Below are 13,014 nucleotides of genomic sequence, written 5' to 3' on the forward strand. Positions count from 1 at the left end.
CAATCTCTTATTTACAAGGTTACGCCACGTTTCCAGATCGCGATCTCGTGACTGCCGTTCTTTTCGTTACAGGTTTGCTGGCCCGACGCTATATTCAGGCACTGCTGGTACAACTGTGCTGCACAGTCGTCAATACTGACGCCTTGCAACACCTGACCTGCGTTAAAATCAATCCAGTGTGGCTTCTTCTGAGCAATATCACTGTTTGATGAGATTTTTATTGTGGGTACAGGGAAACCAAGCGGTGTACCACGCCCGGTTGTAAAGAGCACGATGTGTGCACCACTGGCAGCCAGTGCGGTAGAACTCACCGCATCGTTACCAGGGGCTTGCAACAGATTAAGGCCTTTGTGCTTCATGGGTTCACCATAGTGAAGCACGCCATTTACTGCGGCCTGACCGCCTTTTTGCACGGCGCCCAGGGATTTTTCTTCCAGTGTGGTTAACCCACCCGCTTTGTTGCCGGGAGACGGGTTTTCATAGACTGGCTGGTTATTGTCGAGAAAGTACTGCTTGAACTCGTTTACCAGACTTACGATTTGTTCAAATACCGGCTCGCTGGTAGCGCGATTCATGAGTAACTGCTCTGCACCGAACATTTCAGGCGTTTCCGTTAACAACACAGAGCCGCCTTGTTCGCACATCAGGTCAGTCATGCGGCCAACCAACGGGTTAGCGGTAATCCCACTGAACGCGTCACTACCACCGCACTTCATGCCCAGCACCAGTTCTGTAGCAGGGATTGGTTCGCGCTTGTCTTTGCCAACTTCACCCAGCATTTCGTGAACCAGGCGAATACCTTCTTCGATTTCATTGCCCACTTGTTGTGAGTTGAAATAGCGAATGCGATTCGCCGGACGGTCAACTTTTTCAAGTAGTGCTGACAACTGGTTGTTTTCACAACCCAGGCCCACAATAAGGACCGCACCGGCATTAGGGTGTGAAGCCAGAGAGGCAAGGATAGTTTGTGTATCGTTAAGATCATCACCCAACTGAGAACAACCAAACGGGTGGGTAAACGCCCTGAAACCATCACACTCGCCAAAGAAACGGCGATCGCATTCAGCGGCGATGCGCTCTGCGGTGCGATTGACACAACCTACTGTATTGATAATCCAGATTTCGTTTCGAATACCTACTTTGCCGTTATCGCGACGATATCCCATAAACGACGCCACACTGGGGCGGGTAATGGGAGCTGGCACTGACTTTGGTGCATAGGTATACGACTCCTGACCACTCAATGCCGTTTTTAAATTGTGACTGTGAATATGCTGCCCTTGCGCGATGTCGGCCTGCGCAATTCCAATAGTGAAACCGTATTTCACAATGGCCTGACCTGCACTAATGGGTTGCAATGCAACCTTGTGTCCAGCCGGGATGTCATCCAACAAATCCAGTGCTGGTGACGCAATGTGCTCGCCCGCCGACAGCGGCATGGTGGCAACTGCGACGTTGTCGTTTGGATGAACTTTAATCAGCTGTGTCTGAGTTGTCATAGCGAACCATTTCTCACGTTTGTGCAATGCAATGTTACTGGTTTTAAGGTAGCACATTTTTAACATGTGTGCCACCGGTGGCATTTTATGACAAAAATGAATGCCCTTTCAAGTAAAAACTTTTTATTTTGTGACTTTGCGGGTGGATTCCCGAATGATTAAATGCGGCTTTACAATGTAATCATCAACGTCTTCGGTGGGCTTGTTTTCAATTAATGCAACAATTTTTTTCGCTGCCAGCCCTGCCATGGCCACAACCGGGCGCTGCACCGTGGTTAATGACGGGATTACCCGTGATGCAAACAAGTTGTCATCGAATCCGGCGACAGACAATTCGCCAGGTACATCAATGCCCATTTCATGCGCGACTTTTAATACACCGGCGGCCATTTCGTCATTGTTGGCAACAATCACTTGCGGACGAGGCGTTTGAATCAGTAAGGTTCTGGCACACTCAATACCGCTTTCGTAACTGTTTTTACCTTCAATGATACGCTCTGGCGGTACTGTCATACCCAATTCCGCCAGAGTATGCGTGATCCCTTCCAAACGTTCTACGGTTGAATAGTAATGCTTTGGACCGCTGATAATCGCAATGTCCTTGTGTCCCAATGAAACCAGGTAGCGCGCCATGTCGCTGAGCGCAGCCCGGTCATCTGACACGACAATGTTTTCCTGCTCGTCAATTTTAACCGACGCCATACGTACGTAGTTAATGCCGTGGTTTTGAAGCGCTTTCGCCAGTTCGTTTGCTTCTGAGGCAGGGGGCAATACAATCACGCCGTCGATGTTAGAGCGGCGGACGAAATTAATACAGTTGCTGATGAAGTCGTCACTGCGATAGTGACAAGGATGCACAACCAGTTCGTAGCCTTTTTCTGAGCAGACACTCAGCACACCACGTTGCACCTGATCGATATACAGGGCATCCGGGTTGTCGTAGATTAATCCGATTAAATAAGACCGGCTGGCAGCAAGACCACGAGCCTGCTTGTCAGGAGAAAAACCCAGTTCATCAATGACTTTTTGAATGCGTTCACGGGTTGCAGCACCAACATTGGTGGCGCCGTTGATCACTCTTGATACCGTCCGCTTCGACACGCCAGAGAGTCTGGCTACATCATTAATGGTAGGTTTCTTTTCCATCTGGCAATTCTCATTTTCTTGTTATTGTGCGCCTGTGAGTCTACCCCGAGTGTCAGCAAAGTGCCACAAGGCCAGACCACAAGCGTTTATACCGTTATTGACCGACCCTGTCTATAAGCCAAACGCAGCAGGTAAGGCTTCGCTGAACCAGGCCACGTAAGTCACCAGCATCAGCACCACAAACATGGCGACGTACAAAGGCAATAACGGCTTTATAATCTTATCGAGACGGGTTTTCGCAATCGCGCAGGTGATAAACAAGACTGCACCAACAGGTGGAGAACACAACCCAATCGACAGGTTAAGTACGATCATGATACCAAACTGCAAGGGCGACATGCCTAACTGCATGGCCACTGGCAGGAAAATAGGTGTGAAAATTAACACCGCAGGTGTCATGTCCAGGAACGCACCTACCACAATCAGCAGCAAGTTAATCAGTAGCAGGATCACAATGGGGTTATCGCTGATTTCCAGCAAGAACGCACTGATGTTCTGTGGGATATTCTCAAAAGACAACATCCACGACATGGCGGTAGAGGCGCCAATCAGTAGCATCACGATTGCCGTGGTTTCCGCTGACTTGAGCAAAATATCCGGCAGCTGTTTAACTTCAACTTCCCGATACACGCCAACGGCCAGCACCAGTGAATACACCACCGCTATTGCGCCCGCTTCTGTCGCGGTAAAAATTCCGCCAACGATACCGCCGATCACCAGCACAATCAGGAACAAGCTGGGAATGGCCGCCGCCACCTGCTTTACCACAACGTTTAATGGCAAACGATCGGTCGTTGCATAGCCTTTGCGTTTGGCGTGGAAATAACACACGGTCATCAGGCTCAGGCCCACCATGATCCCGGGCAAGTACCCTGCCATAAAGAGTGCTGCAATTGACACACCGCCGCTGGCAATCGCATAAACAATCAGAATATTACTCGGTGGGATCAACATGCCGGTGGTGGAAGCAGCAGCGGTAACAGCAGCGCTGAAGTTTTCGTCGTAACCCTGCTTTTTCATTTCAGGCAGCATAAAGCTACCAATCGCAGAGGTAGTCGCCACCGCCGAGCCCGATATCGCGCCAAACAGCATACAGGACACGACGTTCACCAAGGCTAATCCGCCGGGCAGTGAGCCAATCAGAGCTAACGCACAGTTGATCAGGCGTTTGGCAATACCGCCACGCCCCATGATCATGCCAGACAGCACGAAAAAGGGAATGGCCAGCAACGCAAAGCTGTCCAGGCCGCCTGCCATGCGCTGTGCGATCGTCGTCACAGCCGGCGTAAAATCAATGTTCATCAGCATGGCAATCAGGGTGGCAATACCAATGCTAAACGAAATCGGTACGTTCAATAGCAGCAGTGTGAAGAACGCGACTACCAGTACAATAGCGGTCATATCCATTACAGCGCCTCCACGTCATCGGCAACCCACAGGTTGCGAATATTAATCAGACAATACAACATGATAAGCGAGCCTGTAATGGGCAGGACGGTGTACACGTAGCCTATTTTCACGCCCAGTGCCGCCGAAATCTGTTCAAGTTGCAGGGTCAGGCTAACCAACTGGCTGCCGCCAAACAGCAGCGCCGTAGCACAGAAACCAAATACCAGCAGTTCAACAAACGTCAGGATCAGTCGGCGAAGTTCAGCTGGCTGCTTTTCGACAATCAGGTTGAATCCCAAGTGCACCTTTTGGCGGTACGCGTACGCAGCGCCCAACAGGCCGATCCAAATCAGGAAAAAACGTGATAATTCTTCGGTAACCGAGGCCGGATCTTTTAATACATAGCGGGAGATAACTTGCCACACCACAGCCAGCAAGATGCCGGACATAGCAAGGATAAGGGTACCGGCAACGGCGCGGTCGATGAATGCAATAATAGAGCGCATATTACATAGCCTTAATTTGTTCAATTAACGCACCAATCTCGGTGCCGCGCAGACTGTCATGGAAGGGTTTCACCGCTTCCACAAACGGCCCTTTGTCGGGATAAATGACTTCAACACCGTCGGCAATCACTTTTTCGAGTGATTCTTTCGTCGAGGCCTGCCAGGCTTCACGCTGAAACACTACAGATTCAGCCATGGCTGTTGCCACCCACTGCTGTTGCTGTGGGTTCAGGTTTTCCCAGGTGCGCAAAGACATCAGCATGACATCGGGCACAGAGGTGTGTTCATCCAGTGAGTAGTAACGCGCAATTTCATAGTGACGAGACAGGTAATAACTTGGCGGATTGTTTTCAGCGCCATCAACCACACCTTGCTGCAGGGCGGTATACAGCTCACCCCACGACACCGGCGTTGCCGCGGCTCCCAGCTCACGAACGGTTTGCACCGCAGTTGGGCTGTTCAACACACGTATTTTCATACCCGCCAGGTCTGCCGGCGAATGAATCGGCTTGTCGTTGGTATAAAAGCTTCGGCTGCCCGCATCGTAGTAAGCGAGGCCTTTTAACTTAAAGTCTTCAACACCGGTTAACAGATCTTTACCCACACTGCTGTTTAACACTGTCCAGTAATGATCGTTGTCACGAAAAATGTAAGGGATACTAAAAATTTTCATGGCCGGCGCAAAGCCTTCCAGCGGACTGGCTGACACTTTGGTCATCGAAAGCGAGCCAATTTGCAGCAGCTCGATCATCTCGCGCTCGGTACCTAACTGACTGCCAGGATAAATCTTCACGTCCATCTCGCCATTCGACAACACTGCCAGGCGTTCGCCAAAAAACACCATGGCTTTGTGCACCGAGTGCTGGGTATCGAGTGTATGACCCAGCCTTAACACCACTTTGTCATCAGACGCCGCGTTGTCACTGCAACCGGCAAGTAGGAATAAACCGGTTAATACAACAAGCGGTAAGGTCTTCAGCAACTTCATAGCCGACTCCTAGCGCAACTCACTGGCGGGAAACTTGTCCATGTCGTCATAGTCCAGATTTTCTCCGGCCATGCCCCAAATAAACGCGTAGCTCGACGTGCCGCAACCACAGTGAATCGACCAGGGCGGTGACAACACGGCCTGCTCGTTTTGAACAAACAAGTGGCGGGTTTCTTTTGGCTCACCCATAAAGTGACACACCGCTTGTTGCTCGGCGATATCAAAGTAGAAATACACTTCATTGCGGCGGTCGTGCTGGTGTGCTGGCATAGTATTCCACACGCTACCCGGATACAGTCGGGTCAGGCCCATTTGTAACTGACAGGTTTGCACCACACTGTTGATAATAAGTTGATGAATATCGCGCTCGTTGGCCGTTTCAGGCGACCCAAGATGCAGCACATTGGCATCGTCTTTACCCACTTTCTTGCAAGGGTAACTGGCATGTGCAGGCGCGGAATTAAGGTAAAAATGCGCCGGGGTATCGGCGTTATCTGAATAAAACGTAACCGCGTAGTCACCTGCACCGATGTAAAGGGCTTCGCCTTTATCGAGGGCGTATTCCGTATCATTAACCGTGACCTTACCCGGGCCACCGACGTTAATGACACCTACTTCGCGACGGGCGCTAAAGCAATTGGATTTGAGGGCGTCCAATGTCTCCAGAGGCAGGCCCTGCTCTAATGGCACAGCGCCTCCTACCATAAAACGTTCATAGTGGCTGTATATCCAATACACTTTGCCTGGCTGCATAAGTTTGTCGGCCAGGAATGCATCGCGTAATTCCTGCGTATCGTATTGTTTGGCCTCACGTTGACCAATGGCGTATCGGGTTTCGTATTCTGTAGTCATTACTTTATCCGCCGGGCTATCGGGCTAAAAATCCACCATCAACGGCCAATACGTGGCCGTTGATATACTGACTGGCTGGGCTGGCTAAAAACACCACGGCCCCTTTCAAGTCTTCTGTTTCTCCCCAGCGTCCGGCGGGAATACGCGCACAAATCTCTGTGCTGCGTTTTTCATCATCCTGAAGGGCTTGGGTGTTGTCGGTGCGAATGTAACCCGGTGCAATGGCATTCACCTGCACGTTCGACGCACCCCATTCATTTGCCAGGGCTTTGGTTAATCCGGCAATAGCGTGTTTACTGGCGGTATAGGCAGGCACCGTAATACCACCGCTGTAGCTTAGCATCGACGCGGTATTGATAATTTTGCCACCGCCTTGGTCAATCATGGCTTTGCCGATTTTCTGGCTCAGCAAAAACGCAGCATCCAGATTCACGGTGAGTACCTTTTGCCAGGCATCCAATGGAAAGCTTACGGCCGGCTCGCGATAAATAGTGCCACCGTTGTTCACCAGAATATCTATGCCGCCCCACAGGGTTAATGCTTGCTCAGCCATGGCTTCTACCGCCTGCATGTCCGACAAATCAGCGTTTACCTGAGCTACATTTACTGTACCGAGCGCGCGGATCTGCTCGACCGTGTTGTTACACCCCTGCTCACTAGAACTGGCACAAATAACATCTGCGCCTGCTTCGGCTAACGCTATTGCCATAGCTTGCCCAATTCCCCGGCTGGCTCCGGTCACCAGCGCACGTTTTCCCGCTAAACTAAAGTTCGGCATCACAACCCTTTATTTCTCTGCTGCGCTAACCTCTGTTGGCAAAAAAGGCCACATTGGCAAACGCGATTGAGGCACGATCCTTCACAGTCGCATGTGCAACTTGTGTTGGTATATCACACCCAGTCAATTGTTAATAATATTTAAAATAATTGCCACCGGTGGCAATTGTCAATATGATAGGTAAAAAATTTGTTGAATTTAACCCTCGGAGACAGCCATGAATCACAGGACTTTAGCCACCCTAATTGCCGCCAGCTTTTGTCTGACCGCATGTAATGAATCACCAGAAACAGTAACAGATTCAGCCGCTTCCGCAGAAACTACAGTCAAGACGCACGCCGAGCTTTCCGTACGCCAGGGCGGTGCGTGGGAGGGGCAAAAATATGTTGCCGACGGTTTTACATTTGAACCGGTCACGTCGTTCACTTCTCCTGACCAACTAACAGACCATTCTTATTATTTGCGTTACGAAGGTCCGGGCTGGGAAAACGATCTGGTTGGTTATCGCTTGTATCTGGACTGGCGAAACGGCATTGACGTGTTTGTAAAAACCACCAGCGAGATGGTGTTACCCCTGGTAGGTCAGGATGGCTACGACAGCTACCACGAACTATCCGATTGGGGCGGTGACGCACTGAAAGTAGGTAAATCTGTTGGCCTGGGCGCGCTGGGTCGTTGGGTCGACAATGGCGTTGAACACTTTAGACAGGTCGATAAAACTCATTGGAACCTGTTAAAAGACGGTGGCGACACCAGCGAATTTGAAGTGCGCTATGAAGGTTGGGACGTTGCCGGTGTCAAAGCTGACGTGACCACTCACTATCAAATAAGTGCAGGTGACCCATCAACGTTGGTTACGGTCACCTCGTCTACACCAATGGATAACCTGGTTACAGGTTTAGTGAAACACGACAACGTCAACTACATTGAAAAGCGCAGCGAGCACTGGACGATGATTGCCACTTATGGCAAACAAAATGTATTGGGTGACGAGTGGGACTTAGGGCTGGCTTTGTTTGTGAAAAACAGTCAAATCGCCGAGCAATTTGAAGGGCCACACGACTACCTGTTTAAGTTTGTTCCGCAAACGTCTTATGAATATGGCTTTTTTGCCACCTGGCAGGGGCATCCTGAACAGCCTCAGACCCAACAGGAGTTTGAGGCCTTTATGGAACAGAAACTACAGCGACTCGACGCCTCTACAGGCCACTAGCGGTCGAGGCGTTTAGACTCATCCGTGCGGGTAGTGTCGGTGTATTCACCTTCAATGGGATCGCCCTCATTACCCGGACGCTGTTGTGTGTTGGAATAGTAAAACGATTGATTCCCGCCTTGCACGGCACGCACTGTCATGTGCTTTGCCAATTGGCCGGCCATGAGCTGGCGACTAAATGGCAACACAAACAAAAAACCAATAATGTCGGTAATGAAACCGGGGGTAACTAACAACACGCCGGCAATCACTAACATCAACCCTTCCATCATTTCCTTGCCTGGCACTTCGTTATTAGCCATTTTCTGTTGAGCCTTCTGTAGCGTGGACAAGCCTTCCTGACGCACCAGATAAGCACCGACAAATGCGGTAACAATAATCAGCCCAACCGTATTCCAGCCGCCAATCATGTCACCTACCTGAAGAAGTAGTGCTATCTCAGCGATGGGCATTAAAATAAAAAGCAGTAATAAAATTTGCAAAATGCTGTCCCGGTTAGTGAAAAAGAAAGATGAACGCAGACGCTGCTGGTCACCTTAAGGTTATTTTAATTAAAATGGGGTACGTTTGGATAAATCCAAGTCATCGATTTCGCGTACCCTATCGTAAAGGTTAGAGCGCGGGTCTACAGAAAAAGTGCCGCAGCATAGAAAATTGAATGTTTTTTCGTGCTTGAACGGTCTAAAGAGGCAGGTATGAATTCACTTTGTGTGGTGCTGACAACGACCAATTCGGTTGCGTCGGCCAATACCATTGCCAGTGCGTTACTGGAGCGTAAACTGGCAGCATGTGTACAAATCCTTCCCGGCATTACGTCACTTTACCGGTGGGAAGGCAAGATCGCGAGTGACCAGGAAATACAGTTGATCATCAAATCAACATCGCCTGTTATCGACGAGGCATATGAGGTTGTGAAACGTCTTCACCCCTATAATGTGCCGGAATGGGTCGTATTAAATTCCGTGGTGGCCAGCGAAGACTATTTGCGCTGGGCACAACAAGTTACGAATCAGATGTAAGAAGGACTAAATGTAGTGAAACGCAATCCCATGCTAGTCGTGCTACTGCTGTTAATGAGCAGTTTGCTGAGCACCATGACATCAGCGCAGTTAAGCAATAATGATATGCAGGATTTGTTCAGTGATGAACCCCAGTTTCTGCCTGTTGATGATGCGTTTCAATTCGACTTCGCCCAAACGGGTGACAAACTGGTCGTGCAATTTGATATTGCAGACGGTTACTACCTTTACAAAAAGCAGTTCAAGGTCGTCACCAAAAACGCTACGCTGGGTGAGCCAACGTTTCCACCAGCCCAGCAAATAGAAGACGAGTTCTTCGGGATATCAGACGTTTTCTTTGACCGTGTTGCATTTACTTACCCAATAGAAAGCAGCATTAAGGATGGCGTAGTAAAACTGCGCTACCAGGGCTGCGCGAGTGCCGGTTTGTGTTACCCACCTACCACCAAAGTTATCTACCTGAATGCTGTTGGCGAGACTGACAACACCATCAGTGCGCCGTTGTCAGCGCCAGCGACCAGTCAGCCGGAGACTGCCCCTGTAGTGAGTCAGCAATTCGATTTAGCCGACAAACTGCAACAGGAAAGCCTGCCCATTACCCTGGCGCTGTTTCTGCTGTTGGGGGTTGGCCTTGCGTTTACTCCCTGCGTATTCCCCATGTACCCCATTGTGAGCGGTATCGTCATTGGTCAGGGCAAAGAAATCAAAGCGTCCAGAGCGTTCTCGTTGTCTTTCGTGTACGTACAAGGCATGGCGATCACGTACTCATTACTCGGGCTTGTCGTGGCGTCTGCCGGTGTTCAGTTCCAGGCCGCACTGCAGCATCCAGCCATTCTGATTACGTTCATTGTTTTGTTTGTTGCACTTGCTGCTGCCATGTTTGGGGCTTATGAAATTCAGCTGCCTGGAAAATGGCAGGAAAAACTCACCGGGGTCAGTAACGCGCAACAGCGCGGCAGCCTGACTGGCGTGTTTGTAATGGGCGTACTTTCCGGGCTAATTGCTTCCCCCTGCACGACTGCGCCACTCACGGGCATATTGCTATTTATTGCCCAAAGCGGCGACTTGCTGCTAGGGTTCCTGGCCCTCTACGCGCTCAGTCTGGGGATGGGTATTCCACTGATTATCTTCGCCATGACCGGCGGTAAATTACTGCCTAAAGCGGGCAATTGGATGAATGTCGTAAAAACAACATTTGGCTTTATGTTGCTATCCGTGGCTATCATCTTTGTAGAACGGCTGTGGAATTCAGAGTACACCTGGCTGCTATGGTCCGGACTCGGTTTAGCGACGTTTGGTTATTTCCAGGTCATCAATCAGTCGTCTGCCAGCAGTTTCTGGAAAGGCGTACGCAGTATTGTGATTTTCCTAGGCTTATTTGGCAGTGCCATGCTGGGCTACCAGACCATATTCAACGATGTGCAAACCAATACAAATACAAGCGTGCAATATAAGCAAAGGGCTGTTTCACACCCGGAATTTTTGGTCGTCAAAAATCTGCAGGACTTCCAACAAAAACTGGCCGACGCCAACGCACAGGGAAAATCTGTGATGGTTGATCTCTATGCTGACTGGTGCGTTGCCTGTAAAGAATTCGAAAAATACACCTTCCCGGATCCCGCGGTAATCGATGCGCTTAGCAATACGGTATGGATGCAAATCGACCTGACGGATAACACGCCTACCAACCTGGCGTTTCAGGAGTCCTTCAATATTCTCGGACTGCCCACCATTCTGCTGTTCGATGCTCAGGGCACCGAATTGAGTCAGGCGCGAGTCACCGGATTTATGCGAGCAGAGCCTTTTGCCCAGCATGTGCGCGCGGCACTGAACAAAGGTTAACAACAGCCAGAATTTCACGCCTTCGGCATTGCCGGAGGCGCATTCATCCCTGTCATTTTACCGTCGCTAACCGACGATTAATTGACATCATAATCTGCATCTCGCCCTCTTTAAACACCTGATACAAAAACAATATTCTTTTTGGTCTGACAATTTGCAAGACCTCAGATCCTTGCCTACATTTAGGACTGGGACAAGAGGTCACGTACTGGACTTTTCCGCAAGGAATAGCAATAAATTTCAGATAATCAACAAGTTGGCCAAGTCGCAATTCGTCTCTGCAGCAAATTTTAAAACGCAAATAAGGGCCGGTGAAGCGGATGAATACAAATAAGTTAATGGTGTTAGGGATTGCCACACTCATTGCTTTGGGCGTTGCCTGGATCAGTTCAGGCATAATCGCGGTGTTAGTAGTTGCCGCTGCAGCGATAGGCGCTGAAGCGTATTTCTCGAAGAACAGTCCGCCGAACACAACGGCATCGTCACCGGCAGCTGCATCAAAAGGCATGTCTCCCCCCCCTGTTACCGATAACCCAGCATACGAGCAGATTACATCAACCTGTTCTGAGGTTTTGACAGATTGCACTGACAACCTGAATAACATTCTATCTACGCACAACGATGCGGTAGACACACTGAGTAGTAGCTTCGTGGGTTTACGGGGCCTGGTTGATCAACAAAGTAATACGATCCACAGTTTGATCACCGCGGATGAAGGCAGCGAGGAGCTGCACAGTGACCAGATGCGTAATTTTGCCGAACGAACAGCCGTCACATTGGACCGATTTATCCAAAGCACGGTCGACATGTCAGCCGGGATCATGGAAATCCTTGAGCAAATCACCGCCATCAATGAAACCGTACCATCCGTTATTCAAGCGTTAAAAGACATCGATAGCATTGCCGGACAAACCAACCTTCTGGCGCTGAATGCAGCAATAGAAGCGGCCCGTGCAGGCGAACACGGCAGAGGTTTTGCTGTAGTGGCAGACGAAGTACGAACCCTGTCTAACCGCTCTGCGGAGTTCAGCGAGTCAATACAAACGCAAATTAATGGCATCAACAGCAAAATCTCCTCGCTGAGTGACCGCATCGGCCAGTTAGCCGCCTATGACGTGAGTTATGTCATCGAAGCCAAGAAAGATATCAATACCGAGTTGGAACGGATAATCACCAAAGCAGAACATGATCAAAAAGTGACGTCCGGACTACACGACCTCGCCATGCAGCTCGACATCGCGCTGAGCGATGCAACTCGAAGCCTTCAGTTTGGTGATATTAATCGCCAGTACATCGAATACACCATAAACGTTATCTCGGTGCTTTCCATGCACCTGGATGACTTGCTTGACGACCAGAAACGCGCTCAAGCAATGCAACAACCTGACGCTTTCATACAAAAAATCAAATCAGAATGGGCAGGACTCCACAACCCCGTTTCATCCTCTACAGTGGATGCAGGCGAGATTGAGTTATTTTAAGGAACACGTATGAGCACAACGATAGCAATACCGGAACGATTCGATTTCAGTTTTCACAAAGCTTTTACCGACCAGTACAACAAGTTACTCGAGGAAAATGCTGGCGCCACCATCACGCTGGATTTCTCCCGCGTAATGTATTTAGACAGTGCTGCGCTGGGCATGATTGTCTTACTGCAGAAACGTGCAAAAGCGAGTAATAGTGACGTAGAAATCGTTAGTGCCAATGGCACTGCGTTAGAAATACTGGAAATTGCCAACTTCGACAAAATGGTAAAAATCCGATAACAGGTGTTATGCC

13 protein-coding genes are annotated in these 13,014 nt (G+C 49.7%); 5 read left to right on the top strand and 8 right to left on the bottom strand.

Annotated elements, in window-relative coordinates:
* Positions 1-11: 11 nt before the first annotated feature.
* From BUB81_RS02735 to kduD, 7 genes are all read right to left on the bottom strand, one after another.
* On the bottom strand, positions 12-1,499 hold the full coding sequence (locus tag BUB81_RS02735) for a UxaA family hydrolase (RefSeq protein ID WP_073318675.1): 1,488 nt from the start codon (positions 1,497-1,499) through the stop codon (positions 12-14).
* 123 nt (positions 1,500-1,622) lie between these two features.
* Positions 1,623-2,645, bottom strand: coding sequence for a LacI family DNA-binding transcriptional regulator (locus BUB81_RS02740; RefSeq protein WP_073317802.1), 1,023 nt, complete (start codon positions 2,643-2,645; stop codon positions 1,623-1,625).
* 111 nt (positions 2,646-2,756) lie between these two features.
* Positions 2,757-4,052: a TRAP transporter large permease gene (locus tag BUB81_RS02745; protein WP_073317805.1), complete on the bottom strand. Its 1,296-nt coding sequence runs from the start codon at positions 4,050-4,052 to the stop codon at positions 2,757-2,759.
* Positions 4,052-4,540, bottom strand: coding sequence for a TRAP transporter small permease (locus tag BUB81_RS02750; protein WP_073317809.1), 489 nt, complete (start codon positions 4,538-4,540; stop codon positions 4,052-4,054). The genes BUB81_RS02745 and BUB81_RS02750 overlap by 1 nt, the downstream gene beginning before the upstream one ends.
* 1 nt (position 4,541) lies before the next feature.
* Positions 4,542-5,528, bottom strand: coding sequence for a TRAP transporter substrate-binding protein (locus BUB81_RS02755; protein WP_175555758.1), 987 nt, complete (start codon positions 5,526-5,528; stop codon positions 4,542-4,544).
* Between the two features lie 9 nt (positions 5,529-5,537).
* Entirely contained in the window at positions 5,538-6,380 is an 843-nt protein-coding gene (gene kduI, locus BUB81_RS02760) for a 5-dehydro-4-deoxy-D-glucuronate isomerase (protein WP_073317813.1), read from the bottom strand.
* Between the two features lie 16 nt (positions 6,381-6,396).
* A complete protein-coding gene (gene kduD / locus BUB81_RS02765; protein ID WP_073317818.1) occupies positions 6,397-7,158 on the bottom strand; it encodes a 2-dehydro-3-deoxy-D-gluconate 5-dehydrogenase KduD in 762 nt (253 codons plus the stop codon).
* A gap of 217 nt (positions 7,159-7,375) precedes the next feature.
* Here kduD and BUB81_RS02770 point away from each other — a divergent pair, with 217 nt between their 5' ends.
* Positions 7,376-8,371 (top strand): DUF4861 family protein, encoded by a 996-nt coding sequence (locus BUB81_RS02770; protein ID WP_073317821.1) that lies wholly within the window; start codon positions 7,376-7,378, stop codon positions 8,369-8,371.
* On the opposite strand, the gene BUB81_RS02775 is transcribed toward BUB81_RS02770, so the two are convergent.
* Entirely contained in the window at positions 8,368-8,853 is a 486-nt protein-coding gene (locus BUB81_RS02775; protein WP_084526156.1) for an FxsA family protein, read from the bottom strand. The two genes, BUB81_RS02770 and BUB81_RS02775, sit on opposite strands and share 4 nt — an antisense overlap.
* Positions 8,854-9,066: 213 nt before the next feature.
* Here BUB81_RS02775 and cutA point away from each other — a divergent pair, with 213 nt between their 5' ends.
* The 4 genes from cutA (at position 9,067) to BUB81_RS02795 (ending at position 13,001) form a co-directional block, all read left to right on the top strand.
* Positions 9,067-9,390, top strand: a complete 324-nt coding sequence (gene cutA, locus BUB81_RS02780) for a divalent-cation tolerance protein CutA (protein WP_073317824.1) — start codon at positions 9,067-9,069, stop codon at positions 9,388-9,390.
* Between the two features lie 30 nt (positions 9,391-9,420).
* A complete protein-coding gene (locus tag BUB81_RS02785) occupies positions 9,421-11,232 on the top strand; it encodes a protein-disulfide reductase DsbD (RefSeq protein ID WP_073317827.1) in 1,812 nt (603 codons plus the stop codon).
* 320 nt (positions 11,233-11,552) lie between these two features.
* Complete coding sequence (locus tag BUB81_RS22450; protein ID WP_073317830.1) at positions 11,553-12,713, top strand: methyl-accepting chemotaxis protein; 1,161 nt, start codon at positions 11,553-11,555, stop codon at positions 12,711-12,713.
* Between the two features lie 9 nt (positions 12,714-12,722).
* The gene (locus BUB81_RS02795; RefSeq protein WP_073317833.1) at positions 12,723-13,001 is read left to right on the top strand and encodes an STAS domain-containing protein; all 279 of its coding nucleotides are present in this window, start codon (positions 12,723-12,725) and stop codon (positions 12,999-13,001) included.
* Positions 13,002-13,014 lie beyond the last annotated feature (13 nt).

This window comes from Marisediminitalea aggregata, from assembly GCF_900129565.1.
Taxonomy (GTDB): Bacteria; Pseudomonadota; Gammaproteobacteria; order Enterobacterales; family Alteromonadaceae; genus Alteromonas; species Alteromonas aggregata.